The organism is Streptomyces sp. WMMB303 (genome assembly GCF_029351045.1).
In the GTDB taxonomy this organism is placed as follows: domain Bacteria; phylum Actinomycetota; class Actinomycetes; order Streptomycetales; family Streptomycetaceae; genus Streptomyces.
This window is the reverse complement of record NZ_JARKIN010000001.1, coordinates 2464583-2485413: the sequence shown is the minus strand read 5'-3', so window position 1 is coordinate 2485413 and position 20831 is coordinate 2464583. Positions and strand designations below refer to the sequence as shown.

The window sequence follows — 20831 nt, the reverse complement described above, 5'->3', positions numbered from 1 at the left end:
GGACGACGGGCCCGGGCGGTGTTCCTTGCCGGGCAGGCCCGCACGGCGCCCGGGGCCCCTACCGGCGTCCGGGACCCCTACCGGCGTCCGGGACCCCTACCGGTGTCTGGGGCCCGTACCGATGCCCCGGAGCCGCCGCTGCGCTGCGCTGCGGTGGCTGCCGATACGGCCGCTCCCGCTAAGGGCGCTCCACCTTGGCGCCGAGATCCGCCAGCTTGTGCATGAAGTTCTCGTAGCCGCGGTTGATCAGGTCGATCCCGTGCACCCGGGAGGTCCCCTGCGCGGCCAGCGCCGCGATCAGATACGAGAAGCCACCGCGCAGGTCCGGGATGATCAGATCGCTGCCCTGGAGCTTCGTCGGTCCGGACACCACGGCCGAGTGCAGGAAGTTGCGCTGCCCGAAGCGGCAGGGCATCCCGCCCAGGCACTCGCGGTAGAGCTGGATGTGCGCGCCCATCTGGTTGAGCGCCGAGGTGAAGCCGAGCCGTGACTCGTACACCGTCTCGTGCACGATCGACAGCCCGGACGCCTGCGTCAGCGCCACCACCAGCGGCTGCTGCCAGTCGGTCTGGAAACCGGGGTGGACGTCCGTCTCCAGCGCGATGGCGTTCAGCGGGCCGCCCGGGTGCCAGAAGCGGATGCCCTCGTCACCGATCTCGAAGGCGCCGCCCACCTTCCGGAAGGTGTTCAGGAACGCGATCATCGACTTCTGCTCGGCGCCGCGTACGAACACGCTGCCCTCGGTCGCCAGCGCGGCGCTCGCCCAGGAGGCCGCCTCCAGGCGGTCCGGCAGCGCGCGATGGGTGTAGCCGCCGAGCTTGTCGACGCCCGTGATCCGGATGGTGCGGTCCGTGTCCATCGAGATGATCGCGCCCATCTTCTGCAGCACGCAGATCAGGTCCTCGATCTCCGGCTCCACGGCCGCGTTGGACAGCTCGGTGACGCCCTCCGCCAGCACCGCCGTCAGCAGCACCTGCTCCGTCGAGCCGACCGACGGGTACGGCAGCCGGATCTTGGTGCCGCGGAGCCGCTGCGGGGCCTCCAGATACTGCCCGTCGGCCCGCTTCTCGATCGTCGCGCCGAACTGCCGCAGCACGTCGAAGTGGAAGTCCACCGGACGGCCGCCGATGTCGCAGCCGCCCAGCCCCGGGATGAAGGCGTGGCCGAGCCGGTGCAGCAACGGGCCGCAGAACAGGATCGGGATCCGTGACGAGCCCGCGTGCGCGTCGATGTCCGCGACGTTGGCGCTCTCCACGTGGGAGGGGTCGAGCACCAGCTCGCCGGACTCGTCCCCGGTGCGGACCGTGACGCCGTGCAACTGCAGCAGCCCGCGTACGACCCGGACATCGCGGATGTCCGGCACGTTGCGCAGTCGGCTCGGTTCACTGCCCAGCAGCGCGGCGACCATGGCCTTGGGGACGAGGTTCTTCGCACCCCGGACACGGATCTCGCCCTCGAGCGGGGCGCCACCGTGGACGAGGAGTACGTCGGCTGGGCTGTCGGTCATGGATCTCCGCGATTCCGCGAGACGGGATGGGACAACAGGCAAGCGTAATGGCCCCGTCCGGTGCCGACCCAAGCCCGAGGGGGGTCGACGACTGTCACAGGTACGCAATAACACGGAGGGTCGTCCACCTGTCACCTCGGGTGCCGTAGATGCGAGCTGCACCGGGTGCGTAGTGGGGCGCATGCGTCGTGAGATGTCCCGCGCCGAGGTGCTGTCCCGCGTCGAGGTGCGGTGCTGTCCCGCGTCGAGGTGCGGTGCTGTCCCGCGTCGAGGTGCGGTGCTGTCCCGCGTCGAGGTGCGGTGCTGTCCCGCGTCGAGGTGCGGTGCTGTCCCGCGTCGAGGTGCTGTGCGGAGTGTGGCGCCCGGCGCCCTGAGCGTTCTGATGAGCCCCGCGACCTGAGGTGCTGTGCCTCCCGCGGGTCCATGTGCTCCGCGGGACGCGGAGCGCACCTCCGCAAGGTGGCCGAGGGGTCGCGGTGGGTCACCGGCGGGCGGCCCGCCGACAGTGGGTGCCCCACCCGTACCCACCCGGCCCGGTCCGCACTCCACCCCGCGCCCCGCTCCGTCCCGGCCTCGGGGCCCCGATCCGGCCATTGGGTCCCGCAAACGGCCCACGTGCGGGATCATTGGCGTATGACCGAGGTGTCCTCGCTCACCGGACGACTGCTCGTCGCCACACCGGTGCTGGCCGACCCGAACTTCGACCGCGCGGTGGTGCTCCTCCTCGACCACGACGAGGAGGGCTCACTGGGCGTGGTCCTCAACCGACCCACCCCGGTGGACGTCAGCGACATCCTGGAGCCGTGGGCTGCGCTCGCCGGCGAGCCCGGCGTCGTCTTCCAGGGCGGCCCCGTCTCGCTGGACGCGGCGCTGGGTGTCGCGGTGGTCCCCTCCGGCAGAGGCGACCGCTCCGACGGGGATCCGGCCCCCGGCGCCGACGGCGCCCCGGGCGGCCCGGCCGAGTCCGCGCCCGGCGGCCCACGCGCAGGGCGTACCCGGAACGACGGGCCGGCGGCGGAACCCCGGGACCAGACCGGCGGCCGCCCCCCGGAGCCGGACGCACCGGACACCGCGGACAGCACGAGTGCGGAGGCCGCGCCCGCCACCGGCAATGGCGCGACGGTGGACGCCGGTACGGCCGAGCGGCAGGCGAGGCAGGAGCCCGCGACGCCCGAGCGCGCGGCGACCGCCGAGTGTGGCACGGGAGACGGCGGGGCGGCCGGCGATCCCGGTGCCAGCGACCGTGACCGCCGGCAGCCTCCGGAGCGGGGTTCCGCGGGCGGGACCGAGCCGGTGGGCGAGGGCGGCGCGGACGCGGAGGCCGATGCCGGGTACGGAGACGCGGGCTCAGAGACGGACACCGTCCTCGACGCGGACGGGCCGCTCGGATGGCGCCGCGTGCACGGAGCCATCGGCCTCGTCGACCTGGAGGCCCCGCCCGAACTGCTCGCCGCCGAACTGGGCTCCCTGCGCATCTTCGCCGGGTACGCGGGATGGGGTCCGGGGCAACTGGAGAAGGAGCTGTCCGAGGGCGCCTGGTACGTCGTCGAGTCCGAGCCCGGCGACGTCTCCTCCCCGGCTCCCGAGCGGCTGTGGCGGTCCGTCCTGCGCAGGCAGCGCAGCGAGTTGGCGCTGGTCGCGACGTATCCGGACGACCCGTCCCTGAACTGAGCCCCCGGTCGGCCGGGGGCGGCCGCCCCCGGGCGGTGCCGGGGCGCACCCGCGGTCCTCCGCCGGGCGCGCCGAACCGGGTTCCGCGCGGGGCCCCGACGGGTGACCGTGTCCCCGCCCATGCCTGACGTGTTCCGGTCGCATGAGTACCCTTGGACTGCATGAGCACTCTTGAGCCCGAGCGCGGGGCGGGCACCGGCACACTCGTCGAACCGACCCCGCAGACGTCGCACGGCGACGGCGATCACGAGCGATTCGCCCACTATGTCCAGAAGGACAAGATCATGGCGAGCGCGATGGAGGGGACACCCGTCGTCGCGCTCTGCGGGAAGGTCTGGGTCCCGGGTCGCGACCCGAAGAAGTACCCGGTCTGCCCGATGTGCAAGGAGATCTACGAGACGATGGGTGCCGGAGGGGACAAGAACGGCAAGGACGGCAAGGGCGGCGACAAGAAGTAGCCCGCTCCCGCGTCCGAGCTCAGCGCCCCCGCGCACTCGCGTACCGCGGCTTCGGTCGCGCGCGTTTCACACTGCCGCCCCGCCCGTACCCGGTACGGGCGGGGCGGCAGTGCTGTTTGCCGCGGCCTTCTCCCCCTGATTCGGGACCGTTGTGCTCCGCTTCCCGCTGTCGAAGTCGCTGGGTGGGGTGCGGGGTGCGCTGCTACCGTCAGGTGCACGACAGTTACCTGATGCTACCGGGAGTTTGTTGTGCGTCCGACCCGTTCTGCTGTTCCACTGGCCGCTGTCGCGGCGGCCGTCGCGCTGCTCGTTACCGGGTGCGGTGGGGGTGACGGCGGTGACGGGAAGAGCGGCAAGATCGACGGTGCGGAGGACGCGGGGAAGAAGTCGCCGAGTGCCGAGTCGAGTTCGCCGGGCAAGGAGGATGTGGCGGGTGATTTCCGTACGTCCGACATCGAGTTGCCGGACGATGTGAAGCTCGTCTTCGACTGGGACCAGCCCTCGGACCCGGACAAGGCCGCCGCGCTGGACGGGGCAGCGGACTATATGCGGGCTCAGGTGCACGCTGTGGCGGAGCAGGATCCGAAGGATCCGGTATTGGCAAAGCATGTGGTGCCCTTGGAGAGCGCCCAGGAATACGCAGCCTTGCTGGTCAAGGCGCACGTCAAGGACGAGGTCACGGTTACCGGCCAGGACCGCTATTACCGGGAAGAAGTCGGCGATGTAGTCGATGAGAACCTGGCTGAAGTTTCCTTCTGTGTGGACCAGTCAGACTTCTTTGCCAAGAAGATCAAGAATGGAAAGATCCTGCGCACGGAGGAAAATGCGTCAAGCTACATGCGATTCACGATGGTGATGGAGAAGGAGTCGGAGCTCTGGAAGGCGCGTACCTTCCAGTACAAGCCGAAGGCGGTGAAGCAGTGCAAAGGCTGATGATCGTCTCGGGCGTCTGCGTTCTCATGCTCGTCGGTGCTGCTCCGGCAGCGCTTGCCAACAATGATAGACGAGACGTCGGAGGAACCTTCCAAGAAAGAGGCAATTTCGAGAACGGCAATGCGCAGGCCAGCGCTGCGGGATCGCGAACTGTGAACTATTCCGGCAGCGGTGCGGGCGGCAGCAGTAAAGGTGGGGGTGGGAATCTTTCGGTTCCGGGTGGGGATTGGTCGCCGCCGCCGTGTTGGTATGCGCCGAGGTATTCTCCTGGGGAGTTGAAGGAGAAGATTGACGATTCGCCGTTTTCGGTGACGGGCCGGGATCCGGATAATGGTGGGCAGAAGCAGGATACGGATCTGGCGATTCGGGAGAAGTACGAGTCGGGGGATTACGACAACTATAATCTGGACAAGGAGGGGGAGGGGCAGTTCTGGGCGGCGGTGCCGAATCCGGATGAGAAGGATGCGGCGAAGGCCCAGTCCTGCACCGAGTTGCCGTTCTGGGTGGAGAACGGGGAGGTGCCGGATGTGGAGAACGCGATCAGTCCGCAGATCCTCTCGAAGCTGGCGTATGCGCGGATCAGGGTGCCGGATACGCGGGTGGAGATGAATCCTGCGGGCCGGCAGACGGTGAATCTGCCGACGTGGGTGTGGCTGGATGAGGGCCGGTACAGGAAGTTGTCGGTGCGGGCGTCGGTGGATCTGGGTGGGGGCCGGGAGATCTGGGCGCGGACGACGGTGGTGCCGGAGGCGCTGAGGCTGGATCCGGGCACGGACAGTGCGAGGCTGCATCCGGGTTCGGGTGAATGCGGAGTCGAGGACGACGGCAGCATCGGCACCCGCTATGTGAAGGGCAGTGGGAAGAAGGCGCCGCCGTGCGGGGTGACGTATCTGCAAGCCACTCGGGGCGGGGGGAGTTATACGTTGCGTTCGACGCTGACGTGGTCGGCGTCGTGGGAGGGCAGCGGCGGTGCGGGTGCCGAGGACTTGCCGAACGGCGAGTTCGGGGGCCGGCAGGACGTCACCGTCCAGGAAATCCAAGCCATCAACTAGCCGGCCGGGTCACACGTCAGTCGCGTCACCGCGTCCGTTGCCCGGCGGTCGGGGGACGGCGCACGCGGCCGTTCCGCCCGGGAGGCGGTGCCGGTTGGCAGCGATGAGGCGGTAGCCCAGGTGGGCGACCCAGCGGAAGGGCGGCAGGGTCAGCACGGCGCCGCCGACAGCCCAGGCGCCGCCCGCGCTGAGCAGTGCTTTCGCCACTGCTTGGGCGCCGCCGTACACGGTGCCGGCCGGGGTCACCCACAGCACCTCGTGTTCCGCGCGCTCGCGGGTGACTCCGAGCGCGGCCAGGTCGGCGGACTGCCACGGTTCGTTCGCACAGCGGGGGCGCACGTGGCGTTCGCCGAAGCGGACCGCGGTGGTGCAGAAGGCGCAGTCCCCGTCGTAGACGAGTACCGGGCGTACCGATCGAGTCGGGTGGCCGGACGGCACCCGCGGCCCGCTCGGCAGGGGTCGGGTTCGCATGCGGTCATCGTCCCGCACGGGCCGGGGCGCGCGCAGCTCCGGCGTACGCCGGTTCGCGGTCCGAGGCCCGATGCGGCCCTGGCGCGGATCATGGCGGACGTCACCGGTACGGACCTGTGGAGTGTGGTGCTGGCGGCCGGTGCCGTGGTCGCCATCGCGAGCGTCGTCTTCGCCGTCCTCTACGGCCAGACCCGCATCCTGTTCGCCATGTCCCGGGACGGCCTGGTGCCGCGGGTGTTCGCCCGGGTGGACGCGCGGACCGGGACGCCGCGCGCCAACACCCTCCTCGTGTCTGCCTTCTGCGGAATCCTGGCCGCGACGATCCCGCTCGGGGAGCTGGCCGACGCCACCAGCATCGGAACGCTCTTCGCCTTCGCCCTGGTCAATGTGGCCGTCATCGTCCTGCGGCGCACCCGGCCCACGATGAACCGCACGTTCCGGGTGGCGCTGTTCCCGCTCACGCCCCTGCTCGGCTTCGGGTTCTGCGTCTGGATGATGGCCAGCCTGCCGGTCGCCACCTGGGCCGTCTTCGGCGGATGGATGGCCGTCGGGCTCGCGGTGTACTTCCTCTACGGCATCCGCCACTCGCGGCTCGCCGCGGACGACGCCGAAGCGGCCACCGACGGGTGACCCTGCGGAACGGCATGGCGGGGCGGGCCCGGTCATGCCGTTCCGCAGGCCGCGGCCACTCCCGGCCTCAGGGGCCGGTCGGCGCCCTGCGCGGGTGGCCGAGTGCCAGGAGAGTTCGGGCTGACCGGCGGCCCCCGGCAGGGAACGGACCTGTCAACGGACCTACGGTCTTTCGATCGCGAGCCTGCCGGCGAACGCGATCATGGCAGCCCCGCCGCCGGCCTTCAGAGCCCGGATACGGCGTCTCCTCCCCAGGAACCAGGTCCGCAGGGAGCCGGCCGCACAGACCCAGGTGGTCTCGATGAGCGCCTGGGCGACGCCTCCCGCGAGGCCGATGATCAGCATCTGGGCGACAGGATGTCCGAGCGAGTGGTCGACGAACTGGGGCAGGACGGCCATCAGCGACACGACGCTCTTCGGGTTGGCGACACCGACCAGGAAGCCCTGGCGCACTGATCGCGCCCACGACGTCCCGCCCGGGACGTCGGCCGTGGCCGAGGGGCCGTCCTCGGAGCCGGACCGGGCGGCTCGCAGCGCACCGACTCCCAGCCAGAGGAGGTAGCAGGCACCCGCGACCTTGACCGCCATGAAGAGTTTGGCCGAGGTCGCGACGATCGCTCCGAGACCGGCGAGTACGAGCGCCAGCAGCACAAGTCCGCCCAGGGCGTTCCCCAGCACGATCCACATGGCGGATCGACGCCCCAGCGTGATGGCACGGCTGGTCGCGAGCAGGACGGAGGGCCCCGGGATCGCCGACAGCACCGCTGACAGAGTCAGGAATCCGACGACCAGGCTCAGGTTCACGGGCACAGGTCGGACGATAGCCGAGGGCGGGTTCACCGGGGAAGAACCGCGCGGTCCGGGCCGGTACGACATGCCTCCGGCGAGCGGGTGCGGACCTCACCGGTCCCGGCGACGAACCGTTCTCAACCCGGGCAAACCTGCCCGCTCACCGCACTAAATGCCGTCACCCGCACGGAACGGGACGGTCAGCCAGGGGCTTTCGGGGTCGGTGGTCAGGACGCGGTGGGCGGTCAGCATGTCCTCGTACCACGACCCGAACTCCTCCTCGTCGAAGTGCAGGCAGCGGCCCAGGATGTACCCGGCGGAGAAGTCCTCCCAGGAGCGGTAGCCGACCGCACTGACCCGGCCGGCGCGCAGGACGGCGTCCTCGGCCTCCGGCAGTGTGCAGAAGCGGGACGCCAGACCGAAGCGGGCCATGTTGGCGGCGCGGCCGTAGTCCCATGCCGCGGCGGAGCGCACGAACCGCCCCTCGGGCAGCAGTCCGTCGGCGCGGAACCGTGACTCGTACCGGGTGATGCGGCCGATCAGCCGCTTCACCCCGTCGATCTGCCACTCCACCTCCTCCTCGCTGGGGCCCTCGGTCCGGGTCACCCCGTCCGGGGTCAGCTCGATGGTGGCTGTGGCGATCCGCTTGCGCAGCACCCGTTCCGCCGCCTGCCGCCAGTGCGCGGGCTCCACCTGCCCGCCGAAGTCCTGGGCCAGACTGTGCCGCAGGCCGAGGGTGAACTCCCACACCGGGCTGCTCATCTCGTTGGTCAGCAGCTCCTCCTGGTACTGCTGCCACTTCTCCCGTGTGGTGACGCCCCACCAGCGGTCGAGCGCCCGCCGCTCGTCGGTGTAGCCGTTCCCGTGGCCGAGGGAGTTCCAGTAGACGCCGTTGTTCACCGACAGCAGGGCGCCGCAGGCGAGTCCACGGGCGACAGGTCCGGAGCGCGGGCCGCCCAGCCACAGCGTGCGGAGGGTTCCGTGCGCGCAGACGTGGTCGACCCGGTCGGCGTGCTGCTTCCACAGTGCGCACAGCGACCGGCTGGCCGGGAAGTACGCTTCGCAGGGCGAGCCGGGATTGACGGCCAGCCACTGCGGGTCCTGAGCGGACCAGTCCCGGGCGTAGTCGCCGAGGCTCTCGGAGATGAAGACCGGGTCCTCGACCGGTGCCGGGAGCATGGCCTCCGTGTACACGGCCGCACACCAGCTCTGCACCTCCGCGCGCCAGACCGGTTGCATCCGGGCCGGGAGGTGCCCGGGGTTGGCGTCCAGCCACGGCCGGGAAGCGAGCCGGTACAGGTACTGGCCCGCCAGCACATCCAGATAGCCCGCCCAGTCGTGCCGGCACTTGGCCTCGTACAACCGCTGCTCCACCACACTGGGAGCCTCCGGCCACGCGGGCGCCGCCGCGCCCGCTCCCGCCGCTGCCCCGCCTGTTCCCGCTGCCCCCGCGGCCTCTTCGGCCGCCCCCCGCTTCCACATCTGTCGCCCCTCGCACTCAGTTGTCGCCGTCGCCGCGTTCTGTCGCCGTCTACCCTGCCCGACGGCTCAGCGGGGGCGGTCGAACGGCCGGCATCACCACGTTGGCGAATACCAGCAGCCCCCCGCACAGGTGGTGGTGAGACTGCCTTCCCTGCCTTCCCTGCCTTCCAAGGTGGTGGCGCCCGCTTGGTCTCCGGATACACACCATGCGGATTGGGCAGCGGTGTGGGCACGCGCGGACCGCTGCAGCATGGGTGGGTAACCTCCGGTGATCGGTGCCGTCGATGATGCCGGGTCAAGGTGGCGCCGAGTTGGTCGACGACCTCGGCGCGGGTTCGAAGTCGCATTCCGCGGCTGTCGGTGCGGCCCCGCTCGGCAAGCAGAGGTCGCACCTCACCGATGGCCAAGGGCGCGATGGTGGAGTGGTCGACGCCGAACCAGCAGGCCGGCACATCGTGCGGGCTGGCGTGACGGAAGCGCGTGAGGTGGGTCAGGAGACGGTCGACGAACACCAGCGAGTGCCTCGCATCGGCGCTCACCGCCTGCTGTGCACGACTTTGTCAGAGTTCAATCGGGCGATATGCCAGGGCCTTGTCGACCACTTCTTCAGCCGTCAACTTCGGAGAGTGATAATAGATCAGGTCTGTGACACGCGGGTGCAAGACACTGGATTGCAATTCCTCGACGAGGTGATCCTCTTCTTCTTCAGGGAGATCCGCAGCGATGAGTTTTTGTACGATTCTGATCAGCTCGTCGCGTGATTTTTTCGACATTGCGGGCACTACCCCTCTCCGTCGTGAGAATTCTTGATTCTAACCGTTTCCGAAATGATAGTTTCCGCTGAGAATTTCCTTGTGGTATCGCGGTGTTACTACGGCTATGTTGTCGAGATCATACACGCCCCCGCCATGCTGGATCGGGTGCATATGGTGCAAGATATATCTGCCTTGGCCATCGTGCTGAGACGCCGGTGTGAAGGGGGATTTTCCCCCCGCCATGGCGGTCTGCCCAGATTTATCGAACTGCTCAGCCAGCTCTGGGTGCCGTGAGACTTCCTCCCAGAAGGCTCGACGGAAGTCATCGAATTTGGTGAAATCTCTCCCTTGGAGTTCTCGAGCCACCTGACCGGGTATTCGTCCGGCATTTCCGTCCGACCCCCTCAGCCATTGCCCGGAGACATCGGGAAGTGAGCTTCCTCCTGTAGCCGGTCCGGGTGTATTCCTGAGGTCCTTCGCGCTCTTGGCAGACCCTACTGGGCAACCGGAGAGTCCCAGCGGATCCACGAGCTCATGCGGGTTGACCACATATGTCACCGGGTTCGGTGCCGGTGCCAATCCGAGGGGGTCGGGGGAGAGGTAGCGGGCGGTTTCCGGATCGTAGTGGCGGAAGTAGTTGTAGTGGAGGCCGGATTCGGGGTCGAAGTACTGGCCGGGGAAGCGGAGGGGGGTGTAGGCGGTGGCGTCGGTGTTCCAGGTGGTGGTGCCCCAGAGAGTGGAGCGGGTGTGCCAGGCCGTGGTGCCGGACTCGGTGAGCAGCGCTGTGGGGGTGCCGATGAGGTCGGTGACGATGGCGAAGAAGCGGGAGTCTATTTTCCGCTGGGACGTCTCGTCGGTGATGCGTTCCGTCTGGGAGATGGGGTGGAGGCCCTGGTGGTTCCAGGTGAGGGTCACCGGGTGGGGTGCCTCGCCCGTCGTGGTCTGTTCCACGAGGGTGGGGCCGTCCCAGGTGAAGTCCACCCGCTCGGCATCGGAGCTCTTCGCGGTGCGGCGGCCCAACGGGTCGTAGGCATAGTTCCACACCGCCCCGTCCGGGGTGGTGACCCGCGTCAGGCGGTCCTCCGCGTCCCACTCGTAGCGCCAGGTGTCCGGCCGCCGGGAGAGGTTCTTCTTCTGGCGGCACACGACGCGGCCCCCGGCGTCGTGCTCGTAGCGCAGGCGGCCCGCCGTATGGATGCGGGTGCCGGTGTAGGTGCGGGGGCCGCGGGCTTCCGGGCTCGCGTGTGCGGCGGGCCAGTCGGCCGTCGTCTGGTTGCCCGCCTCGTCGTAGGCGTAGGTCTCCGTCCAGTCGCGGGCGCTGACCCGCGTGACGCGGCCCGCCGTGTCGAGGGCGAAGCGGCTGGTGCCCTCGCGGGAGTCGTCCACCGCGATCAGATGGCCGTCCGGGCGGTAGGTGTAGGAGCGGTGCCAGTCCAGCTCCGCCGCCGTGCCGGTGAGGGCCTGGCCGGTCAGGCGGCCTGCCGGGTCCCAGGTCCAGAAGAGGGAGGCCCTCCCGTCGATGTCTCGCTGCCGCTCGCGGCCTGCCGCGTCGTAGGAGGACGTCAGGGTGTGGCCGTCGGCCGTCACCGTTGTGCGGTTGCCCGCCGCGTCGTAGCCGTAGCGGGTCACCGAGCCGGTGGGGGTGGTGCGGCGTACCGGGCGGCCCAGCGCGTCGTACGCGTAGGCGAGCGCACGGCCGCCCACGACCTCGGTCTTGAGGCGGCCCGCCCGGTCGTACTGGCGTAGCAGCTCCACGTCCGGGTTGCGGGCCTCGACCAGGCGGCCGGCCGGGTCGTACGCGTACGTTGTCACGGTGCCGGCCGCGTCCTTGGCCGTCATCCGGCCGAGCACGTCGCGTTCGTAGGCGATGGTGTCGCCGAGCGGTGTGGTGCGCGACGTCAACTGACCTGCTGCGTCGAGTGTGTAGCGCTGGATGCGGTCGTCGAAATCGGTCTCCGCGACGAGGCGGTCGGCTTCGTCGTAGTCGTAGGTCCAGGTGAGCCCCTGGGGGTTGGTCACCTCGCGGAGCCGCAGCCGGGTGTCGTGGGTGAAGGTGTGGCGCACGCCGTCAGGGCCGGTACGGGCGATGAGCAGGTCGAAGTGGGTGTACTCGTAGCGCGTCTCGTCACCTGCCGCGTCCACGTGGCGGAGGCAGTTGCCCTCGCCGTCCCACTCCCAGCGTTCCGTGGCGCCGTCGGGTGAGGTGCGGCGGCTGAGGTGGCCTTCGACCGTCCAGGACAGGTGGGTGGTGTCACCGAGTGGGTTGATGACGGTCGTGGGGCGGCCGAAGGCGTCCCGGCGGTACGTCGTCACGGCTCCGGCCGGGTCGGTGATCTCGGCCGGCAGGCCCGCCGCGTCGCAGCGCACCCGCATCACCTGCCCGAGGGCGTCCGTCACCGAGGTGAGACGGCCGGACTCGTCGTACGTATAACCGGTCGACGCTCCTGCGGGGTCGATGGTGAGCGTCCGGTTGCCGCGTTCGTCGTACTCGTGCCGCCACACCGCGCCGTCCGGCTCCGTGACTTCGGCCGGGATGCCGAGAGCGGTGTAAGTGATCGAGGTCGCGCTGCTGTCCGGACGGATGACCCGTGCCACGCGACCTTCGCCGTCCCGCTCCAGCCGGGTGGTACGCCCCAGTGCGTCGGTGTGGGAGAGCACGCGGTGGTGCGTGTCGCGTTCGATGCGACTGGTGGCTCCCGTGGGGTCGGTGACGGCGACGACCTGGTCGCGGGCGTTGATCAGGTGGTAGGTGGTCTGCCCGAGGGAGGTGGTGACTTTGGTGACGCGGTGGCCCGTCTTCGGATCGGCCGGGCTGTAGTCGAAGGTCGCGTGCATGTGGCCTTCGGTGCCGGACTGCCACACGCAGCGGTCGTGCTCGTCGTAGGCGTACTCGTAGTGCGAGTCGTTGGTGTCGGTCCAGGAGATGATGCGGCCGGCGTCGTCGTAGCCGAAGCGCATCGGGCGACCGGTGGAGCCGGTCACCTCGGTGAGGTTGCCGTGCCGGTCGTAGCCGAAGCGGACGATCTGCTGGTCGGTGCCGTCCTGTGCTCCACCGGCCAGCAGGAGCCCTGTGACGCGGCCCAGCTCCGCATCGCTCTCCACGCGCACGTGGTAGCCGCCGGAGTGGACCAGGGCGAGCGGGGTGCCGGCCTCGTCGTAGTCGAACGTGATCCGGTTGCCGTTCCGGTCGGATATCTCGGCGAGCAGGGCCACGCCTTCGCGGTCGGCAAGGTCGGCCGGAGGCGTGAAACACCTCGCCAGGCCCGATTCCGGGTCGGTCAGTACGTAATCGCCATCCGCGCGCAGCCGAAGCGGCCACTGCGGGCCTCTGCCGGGAAGGACCGGCTCACCGCCCGGCTCCGGGTGCGGATAGGCGACCAGCAGGCTGCTCTCCCCGTGGAAGACGACGCCCTCGGCGTCGACTTCCAGCCGCTGGTCGAGCGTGCTCGACCAGGCCGGACCGAACCACCGCCCGGCGCGGTAGGAGGACTCGAACCGGCGGCGGAAGGCGAGGGGCAGGATGCCGGGCAGCGCCAGGTCGGCCTGCGGCAGCAGCATCCGGCCGGTGGCGAAGTCGACCGGATCCTCGCCGCAGGGCCGGCTGCCGTCGGGACGATTGTGGTTGTCCGGCTCCTGCCTCAGGGACGTGCGCCCCGGACGCTCGGCGGCTTGCTCCGCCTTCCGGGCCAGACGTGAGCCCTTTGCCGCCACGCCCGCGGCTTTGCCGCCGCCTCCGGTGAGGGCGTCGAAGGCCAGGCCGCCGAAGAATGCCTCCGGATCGTCGAGGAAGCCCCGGTAGGCCTGTTTGAGGGCGATGTCCGGGTGGGTGGCCAGGGTCTTCATCCCGGCCACCGTGCTGTTGAGGTTGGTCTGGTAGTCGTCGGGGTTGAGGATGTTGTGCGGGTTGATCGGGCTCATGCCCTTGGCGAAGTTGAGCGCTTCGGAGCCCGTGTTCAGAAAGCCGCCGATACGGTGCTCCACCGCCAGCAGCCCGCCCTTGACTCCGCTGCGCACCTGCGCTCCGTACGAGGGCTTGGCCGGAGCCGCATCCCGGGCCGCCTCCATCAGCTTGTTGGCGGCCCGCGCCGCCTCGTCCCGCTGGCGGCGGGCCTCCTTCAGCTTCTCGCGGGCCTCCTGCATCTTGGCCTCACCCGGGTCCGTTGCCGGGGGCTTGTCCGGCAGCGAGCCGGGCACGCGGTCTTCCTTCGGCGTGTCGTTGTACGCCTCGACCGCGTCGTTGTAGAAGGTGACCTTCGTGCTGTGCTGCCGGGAGGCCTTCTCGCCCTCGTTGTAGAGCTTGATGGCATCCTTGGCCTCACCCTGTGCCCAGCGCACGGTGCCGGCGAAGTCGTCGAGCGCGCCTTTGGCCTTCTCGCAGGCGTCGGCAGCCGTGAACCACCGGCGCGGCTGGACGTCCACCGTCCGGCGGAAGGCGTCGGCCGCCTCCCCCTTCAAGTGCTCCGAGTCCAGGCCCTGCAGGGCGCGGCCCACCCGAGTGAACGCCTTGTGGAAGTCCCGCAGGTGGTCGGCCGTGGACTCCAGCTTGGCGGGCGAGCCGTGGACGAGCTTGTTCGCCTCCTCCGTCTCGCCCAGCTCCCGCTCCTGAACATCACCACCGGTCTTGTTGGTGACAACGTCACCCGCGTCGCGGACGAACCTGGCTCCGGGCTTCCAGCCCATCTGGTCCAGCTTGTCGGCGAGCAGATCCGAGCCCTTGCCGACGACTTCGCCGCCCTTCTCGACGGCACCCTCGATCTTGTCCTCGACGGGGTCGGGGGTGAAGTCGTGGTAGGCGTCCTTGGCGGCGTCGGTCGTCTTGTCGACGAGATCCCCGAGCCCCATCAGCCGACGCCTCCGTCGCCGCCCTGACCGGGCTGTCCCTCGCCCTGACCGGGCTTGCCGTCGACCTGGCCGGTAGCCATGTCCACGAATCCGGCCCCGTCCACCCCCTTCTCGGAGGCGTACGGATTACCCAGCGGATTCAGTGCGTTGACGCCGCCCTTGATGGCCCTGGACCGGTAGCGGTCCTCCTCCCAGGACATCCCCGCCGCCAGTCCCAGCCGCTCGGCGATGCCGTCCGCATCCGCCATCAGGCCGCGCACCCCCCACTCCCACCGCTCGCAGAACCCCTCGAACGACTGGCACAGGGCGTCCTCACCGACCTCCATCTTGGTCAGCGACATCTCCTCGAAACCACTGCCCTGCGCCGCGTCCACATCCGTGCCGATCTCACGGAGTTCCTCCAGCGCACCTTTGATGCCCTTGGTCAGCCCGTCGACCGTCTCCTTCGGCACCTGCAACTGACCCCGGTGCGCCAACTCGTCCTTGAGCCTGTCGCCGGGCAGCAGCGGCCGGCCGTCGTCTCCCATAACGTCCCCCCCAGGACCTGTCTCCGATCGAAAGAACACCGTATCCGAAAGCGACAGTTCGAACGCGGGCCGTAATGGGCGGTCTCGAACGCGGGCCGTAATGAGCGGTCGTCGGGACCTGCACGGGTACGGTCGGGGCCACGGTCCGGTGCCGGGCAGCGGATCCTTCGGCCACTCCCGCTTCCCGATCGTCGGCTTCGTATTCCGTACCCGTCGATCCGCCGCGGACATACCCCGAAGGGCTCAGAACAGCAAGCGGACGGCTGGTACCACCACGTAGACGAACGCCAGCAGGCTTCCCACCGCTGCCGCGATCACCCGGCCGCGCGTGATCCTCCCCCTGCCCGCGCCCGCCGAGCGGGGCGGTGCCCAACCGGCCCCGGGGTGCGCTCCGTACGGGTTGGGCGGTGCGGTGGGAAGGCGCGGGGGCCGCTGGGCCATCGGGCGGTGACCTCCGGGGCTGGTGGGTCGGGAGGGACGCTTGCTGCTGCGCTCGTCCGACCGACGGTGTGCACCGGGTGTTGCCCCCGGTCGCCGGATCCGTCGGGTCGTCGGGTCCGTCGGCTGGGTCTGATCACCAGGTCACCAGGTCATCAGGCCGCCACGCGGTCGGATCTTCAGGATAGCGGCCTGTGCGGGCCCTTCGTGTTCCGGCCGCCACACTGCGAGGACGTTCCCGGATGCGTCGGCGACGACTGCCGTGCCCGGCCGCCCGGACTCCCGGCCGCCCGGACTCCCGGTACGGTCAGTTCGCGGCGTTCCGGGAGCGGAGGCGGCGGAGCATGCGCGGGTCGGTGAAGCCGACCTCGTGCGCGGCGGTGTCGGTGGTGGCTCCGTGGGAGAGGAGGTGCTCGGCGCGTTCGAGGCGGAGGGTCTGCTGGTAGCGCAGCGGGGTCAGGCCACCGGTGGCGCGGGTGAACAGGCGGGTCAGGGTGCGGGCGCTGACCCCGGCGTCGGCGGCCAGCCGGTCCAGGGTGAGGGGTTCGGCGTACCGGGTGTCGATGAAGTCCTGGACGCGGTGCACGGTGTCGTCGAGGTGCGAGCGGTACCGCAGGACGGCACTGGCCTGCGGCTCGTCGCCGTTGCGGCGGGCGTGGACGACCATGCTCCGCGCCACCTGCGCGGCGAGCGCGGGGCCGTGCCGTACGGACAGCAGGTGCAGGGACAGGTCGATGCCGCTGGCGATCCCGGCGGAGGTGACGACCCGGTCGTCCGTGGTGAACAGGACGTCGCGGACCACCTTGGCGTGCGGGAATCGGCGGGCGAGTTCGTCCTGGAGTTCGTGGTGCGTGGTGCAGCGCCGACCGTCCAGCAGCCCCGCCTCACCCAGCGCCTGCGCCCCCGAGCAGACGCTCGCCACCGTGCCGCCGCCGGCGTGGTGCGCGGCGATGCGGGCGAGTGTCCCGTCACCGAAGGGGTGCGGGCCGCGGCGCGCGGAGTGCCAGCCCGGCACCACGAGCAGATCGTCCCGTCCCAGGTCTGGCGGCCATGCGGTTTCGGCGCCCAGCGGCAGGCCCTGCGCGCTGTGGATCAGCTCCCGCTCGCCGACGTAGTCGAGCCGGTAGGACTTGCCGAGCCCGGCCGCGGTGCTGAAGACCTGGGCGGGGCCGGCGAGGTCGAGCAGATGGACGCCCGGGGCGAGGAGGAGGACGACGCGGGTCACGCGGAGGATGTTGCCAGGTGTGCGGGGTCCCCCTCCACGGGCCCGGCCGTCGCCCCGGTGTCCGGTCCGGCCGCGAGTTCGGCCTCCCGCTCCGCCTCCCGCTCGGCTTCCAGTTCGGCGACGGTGGTGATCCGTGCGAAGCGGTCGCGCAGTACCGCGACCGTCCGTTCGACGACGGCCTCGGCGCTCAGGCCGCCGACGGGGTTGGTGGTGGTGGCGTCCACGGGGAAGGAGACCCGGTAGCCGAGGTCGCTCGCGACCCGGGTGGTGGTCTCGACGCACTGCTCGGTGCGGATGCCGCAGACGACGAGTTCGGTGACGCCCGTGCCGGTCAGCAGTTGCTGCAGCGGTGTGGTGGTGAACGCGTTGTGCGAGGTCTTGCGCAGCACGGGTTCGTCGGCGGACGGCTGGTCGAGTTCGGACATCAGCCGCACCCGGCCCTGCTCGGGGTCGAAGACGTTGCCGCTGCCGGGCTCGGTGTGCAGTACCCAGATCACCTGGTCCCCGGTGGCGCGGGCGAGCCGGACGAGCCGGTTCACCGGCTCGGTGATGTCCGGGTCGGCGATGGTCGTCCAGAGGTCGGTGCGGGCCCGGAAGGATTCCTGGACGTCGATGACGATCAGTGCTCTGTTCATGCCGACAGTCTGGTCGGCGGCGGGGCGCCGGTGACAGGCACGATCGGGGCCGGTGGCGGAACGATCCGGTCACCCCCGTGCCAGGGGTGCCATCCCGGGTCCGGTTCTCCGCTTGCGACTCCGCCTCCTCTCGGTATCCGCTCCGCCGCCACTTAGCCCTGGGATTCCCGCCTTTGCTGGTTCGGACCTATTGCCCCCCGCGTATGCCCGCCCGTAGCCTCTCGCGAAGTTGTGCAGAGCGAAACGCACGTTGCATATGTTGCAACAGCATGCTTGGGGGTCTCGTCATGACGGTCGGCAAGGGCGGACAGCACAGGAACGGGCGACGTCTTCTCGCCCCACTCATGGCACTCGGGATGGCGGCCGCGGCCCTCGCCGGGTGCGCACCCGGTACCTCCGGCGGCGAGGGCGGCGGCGACGAGAAGAGCGGCACGGTCCGCGTCTGGCTCTTCCGCGAGGTCGGCAACAAGCCCAAGGAGAAAGTCGTCCGGAAGGTGGTCGACCGGTTCGAGAAGCAGCACGAGGGTGTGCGGGTCGACGTGCAGTACATCCCCGTCGACAGCCGGGCCGAGAAGATCAAAGGCGCCTTCAACGACCCCGACTCGGCGCCGGACGTCATCGAGTACGGCAACACCGACACCGCCGGATACGTCGCCGACGGCGGACTGGCCGACATCAGCGCCGAGTTCGCGAAGTGGGACGCCGCCGACGACCTCGACCCGACCGCCGAGAAGTCCGTCACCGTGGAGGGCAAGCAGTACGGCGCGCCGCTCTTCGTCGGGGTCCGCGCCCTCTATTACCGCACCGACGTCTTCAAGGACCTGGGCCTGAAGCCACCCCGCACGCTGGACGAACTGACCCGCACGGCGAAGAAGATCCACGCCGAGCGCGAGGACATGTACGGCATCGCCGTCGGCGGCGCCTACACCTACGGCGCCATGCCCTTCATCTGGGCGCACGGCGGCGCGTTGGCGGAGAAGGACGGCGAGGGGAGGTTCCAGGCGGCCGTCGACACCCCCGAGGCGCGCAAGGGAATCGCCGCCTACACCTCCCTCTTCGGCGACGGCAACTGCCCCGCGGCCAAGTGCGCCGCCATGGGCGGCAACGACACGGTGGAGGCGTTCGCGGGCGGCAAGGCCGCCATGGCCATCGGCGGCGACTTCAACCGGCAGGCCATGGAGGACGGCGCGGCCGCGGGGAAGTATGCCGTCGTCCCGCTGCCCGGCACCGAGCAGGGCAGCGTCGCGCCCGCCTTCGCCGGCGGCAACAACCTCGGCGTGCTCAAGAGCACCCGGCACCGCAGCCTCGCCGTCGATCTGATGGAGCAGTTGGCGGGCAAGCGCACCCAGGAGCGGCTGTTCGACGCCATGGGCTTCCTGCCCACCTTCGCCGACACCCGCAAGAAGGTCGCCGCGCGGGAGCCGTTCGTCGAGCCGTTCGTGGCGACCCTGGAGGCGGGTACCGAGTTCGTGCCCGTCAGCCCGGCGTGGGGCAGGATCGACGCCTCGCAGATCCTGCCCGGGATGTTCCAGCGGGTCGTCAGCGGCAAGCAGGACGTGCCCGAAGCCGCCGCCGACGCGGCCGGGAAGATGGACGAGGCATTCCACCGGTGAGCGTCCGGGACCGCGCGCCCGCCCGTACCCCCGCCCGGGACCGCGCCCCCGGCCGCGGCCGGCCGCTCCGGCACGCCGGCTGGACGCCCTGGCTCTACCTCGCCCCCGCGCTCGTGGTGCTGGCCGGGCTGCTCGTCTACCCCGTCTACCAGCTCGGGCTGATCTCCGTACTGGAGTACACCCAGGCGCAGGTCAGCGGCGGGGAGCCGACCAGCTTCCAGGGGCTGGCGAACTACGCCGAACTGCTGGGCGACACACAGTTCTGGGACGTGCTGCTGGCGACGGTGGTGTTCGCGGGCTGCTGCGTACTGGGCACCGTCGCGGTCGGCTGCGGGCTGGCCGTGCTGCTCACCCGGATCCGGGCGCTGCCCCGGCTGCTGCTGATGCTCGCGGCCCTCGGCGCCTGGGCCACCCCCGCGATCACCGGTTCCACCGTGTGGGTGTTCCTCTTCGACCCCGACTTCGGTCCCGTCAACCGGCTGCTGGGGCTGGGCGACCACTCCTGGACGTACGGGCGGTACAGCGCGTTCACACTCGTCCTCCTGGAGGTCGTGTGGTGCTCGTTTCCGCTGGTGATGGTGGTGACGTACGCGGGTATCCGGGCCGTGCCCGGCGAGGTGCTGGAGGCCGCCGCACTGGACGGCGCCGGGGTGTGGCGGACCTGGCGCAGCGTGCTGGCGCCGATGCTGCGCCCGGTACTGATTGTGGTGACCATCCAGTCGGTCATCTGGGACTTCAAGGTTTTCACCCAGATCTATGTGATGACCGACGGAGGCGGTATCGCCGGGCAGAACCTGGTGCTGAACGTCTACGCCTACCAAAAGGCCTTCGCCTCGGCCGAGTACAGCCTCGGCTCGGCGATCGGCGTCGTCATGCTGCTGATTCTGCTCGCCGTCACGCTGGTCTATCTGAAGTTGCTCCGCAGGAACGGGGAGGAGATATGAGCACGAGACCGGGCGCCCGTCCCCGGGTGCGGCGGCCGTGGCGTTCCGTGGCCGACGGGGCCGCCGTGCTCATCGCCGCGGCGGTCGCATTCCCCCTCTACTGGATGGTGCTCTCCGCGTTCAAACCGGCCGGGGAGATCCGCTCCGACCGGCCCGTTCCCTGGACGCTCTCGCCGTCCCTCGACGCGTTCCGCCGCGTCTTCGCGCAGGAGGATTTCGGCCGCTATTTCCTCAACAGCCTGCTGGTGGGCGGCACGGTGGTGGTCGCCTCGGCCCTGCTCGCCTTCCTCGCCGCCACCGCCGTCGCCCGCTTCCGGCTCCGGCTGCGCACCACGCTGCTCATCCTCATCCTCACCGCGCAAATGGTGCCGGTCGAAGCGCTGACGATTCCGCTGTTCTTCCTCATGCGGGACATCGGGGCGCTCAACACCCTCCTCTCCCTCGTCCTTCCGCACCTGGCCTTCTCGCTGCCGTTCGCCATCTGGATGCTGCGCGGATTCGTGAAGGCCGTTCCCGAGGCCCTGGAGGAGCAGGCGTTCATCGACGGAGCCGGCCGGACGCGCTTTCTGTGGCAGATACTCTTCCCGCTCGTCCTGCCCGGACTGGTCGCCACGAGCGTGTTCTCCTTCATCTCCACCTGGAACGACTTCCTCTTCGCCAAGTCGTTCATCATCAGCGCCACGGAGAACTCGACCCTGCCGATGGCGCTGCTCGTCTTCTTCGACACCGAAACCCCCGACTGGGGCGGTGTGATGGCCGCCTCCACGGTGATGACCGTGCCCGTGCTCGTCTTTTTCGTCGGCGTGCACCGCCGCCTGGTCTCCGGGCTCGGCGGGGCTGTGAAATAAGGAGGACCGAA

The 20831-nt window shown here is 70.0% G+C and carries 15 protein-coding genes and 3 pseudogenes; 9 read left to right on the top strand and 9 right to left on the bottom strand.

All coding sequences use genetic code 11. The features are described 5' to 3' along the window. Positions 1-178: 178 nt before the first annotated feature. Positions 179-1507, bottom strand: a complete 1329-nt coding sequence (gene murA, locus P2424_RS11205) for a UDP-N-acetylglucosamine 1-carboxyvinyltransferase (protein WP_276475609.1) — start codon at positions 1505-1507, stop codon at positions 179-181. Positions 1508-2140: 633 nt separating this feature from the next. Between murA and P2424_RS11200 the strand changes: the two are divergent. The 5 genes and pseudogenes from P2424_RS11200 to P2424_RS11180 form a co-directional block, all read left to right on the top strand. Next, positions 2141-2398 (top strand): annotated as a pseudogene (locus tag P2424_RS11200) (YqgE/AlgH family protein); the annotation flags it as partial. Between the two features lie 486 nt (positions 2399-2884). Next, positions 2885-3178 (top strand): annotated as a pseudogene (locus P2424_RS11195) (YqgE/AlgH family protein); the annotation flags it as partial. Between the two features lie 161 nt (positions 3179-3339). Next, positions 3340-3636, top strand: a complete 297-nt coding sequence (locus P2424_RS11190; protein WP_019357562.1) for a DUF3039 domain-containing protein — start codon at positions 3340-3342, stop codon at positions 3634-3636. A gap of 249 nt (positions 3637-3885) precedes the next feature. Further along, entirely contained in the window at positions 3886-4569 is a 684-nt protein-coding gene (locus P2424_RS11185; RefSeq protein ID WP_276475608.1) for a hypothetical protein, read from the top strand. Between the two features lie 275 nt (positions 4570-4844). Then, the gene (locus P2424_RS11180; RefSeq protein WP_276475607.1) at positions 4845-5621 is read left to right on the top strand and encodes a hypothetical protein; all 777 of its coding nucleotides are present in this window, start codon (positions 4845-4847) and stop codon (positions 5619-5621) included. Positions 5622-5630: 9 nt separating this feature from the next. Here P2424_RS11180 and P2424_RS11175 read toward each other — a convergent pair whose 3' ends face one another. Further along, positions 5631-6092 (bottom strand): DUF393 domain-containing protein, encoded by a 462-nt coding sequence (locus tag P2424_RS11175; protein WP_276475606.1) that lies wholly within the window; start codon positions 6090-6092, stop codon positions 5631-5633. A gap of 69 nt (positions 6093-6161) precedes the next feature. On the opposite strand from P2424_RS11175, the pseudogene P2424_RS11170 reads away from it, so the two are divergent. Beyond that, a pseudogene (locus P2424_RS11170) lies at positions 6162-6722 on the top strand (amino acid permease); the annotation flags it as partial. Between the two features lie 162 nt (positions 6723-6884). Here the strand turns inward: P2424_RS11170 and P2424_RS11165 are convergent. The 7 genes from P2424_RS11165 to P2424_RS11135 form a co-directional block, all read right to left on the bottom strand. Further along, complete coding sequence (locus P2424_RS11165) at positions 6885-7532, bottom strand: LysE family translocator (protein ID WP_276475605.1); 648 nt, start codon at positions 7530-7532, stop codon at positions 6885-6887. A 147-nt stretch (positions 7533-7679) separates the two neighbouring features. After that, positions 7680-8888 carry a DUF1266 domain-containing protein gene (locus P2424_RS11160; protein ID WP_346660078.1) on the bottom strand — a complete coding sequence of 403 codons (1209 nt, stop codon included), beginning with the start codon at positions 8886-8888 and terminating at the stop codon, positions 7680-7682. A 665-nt stretch (positions 8889-9553) separates the two neighbouring features. Beyond that, the gene (locus tag P2424_RS11155) at positions 9554-9766 is read right to left on the bottom strand and encodes a bacteriocin immunity protein (RefSeq protein ID WP_276478928.1); all 213 of its coding nucleotides are present in this window, start codon (positions 9764-9766) and stop codon (positions 9554-9556) included. 39 nt (positions 9767-9805) lie between these two features. Continuing rightward, positions 9806-14590, bottom strand: coding sequence for a putative T7SS-secreted protein (locus P2424_RS11150; RefSeq protein WP_276475603.1), 4785 nt, complete (start codon positions 14588-14590; stop codon positions 9806-9808). Continuing rightward, positions 14590-15117 (bottom strand): hypothetical protein, encoded by a 528-nt coding sequence (locus tag P2424_RS11145; RefSeq protein WP_276475602.1) that lies wholly within the window; start codon positions 15115-15117, stop codon positions 14590-14592. The genes P2424_RS11150 and P2424_RS11145 overlap by 1 nt, the downstream gene beginning before the upstream one ends. Before the next feature lie 745 nt (positions 15118-15862). Next, a complete protein-coding gene (locus P2424_RS11140) occupies positions 15863-16780 on the bottom strand; it encodes a DJ-1/PfpI family protein (RefSeq protein WP_276475601.1) in 918 nt (305 codons plus the stop codon). Beyond that, positions 16777-17415, bottom strand: coding sequence for an isochorismatase family protein (locus P2424_RS11135; RefSeq protein ID WP_276475600.1), 639 nt, complete (start codon positions 17413-17415; stop codon positions 16777-16779). Before P2424_RS11135 ends, P2424_RS11140 begins: the two co-directional genes overlap by 4 nt. Positions 17416-17771: 356 nt before the next feature. On the opposite strand from P2424_RS11135, the gene P2424_RS11130 reads away from it, so the two are divergent. The 3 genes from P2424_RS11130 (at position 17772) to P2424_RS11120 (ending at position 20820) form a co-directional block, all read left to right on the top strand. Continuing rightward, positions 17772-19028 (top strand): extracellular solute-binding protein, encoded by a 1257-nt coding sequence (locus tag P2424_RS11130; protein ID WP_276478927.1) that lies wholly within the window; start codon positions 17772-17774, stop codon positions 19026-19028. A 113-nt stretch (positions 19029-19141) separates the two neighbouring features. Continuing rightward, positions 19142-19972, top strand: coding sequence for a sugar ABC transporter permease (locus tag P2424_RS11125; protein WP_276478926.1), 831 nt, complete (start codon positions 19142-19144; stop codon positions 19970-19972). Then, positions 19969-20820: a carbohydrate ABC transporter permease gene (locus P2424_RS11120; RefSeq protein ID WP_276475599.1), complete on the top strand. Its 852-nt coding sequence runs from the start codon at positions 19969-19971 to the stop codon at positions 20818-20820. The genes P2424_RS11125 and P2424_RS11120 overlap by 4 nt, the downstream gene beginning before the upstream one ends. Positions 20821-20831: the final 11 nt, after the last annotated feature.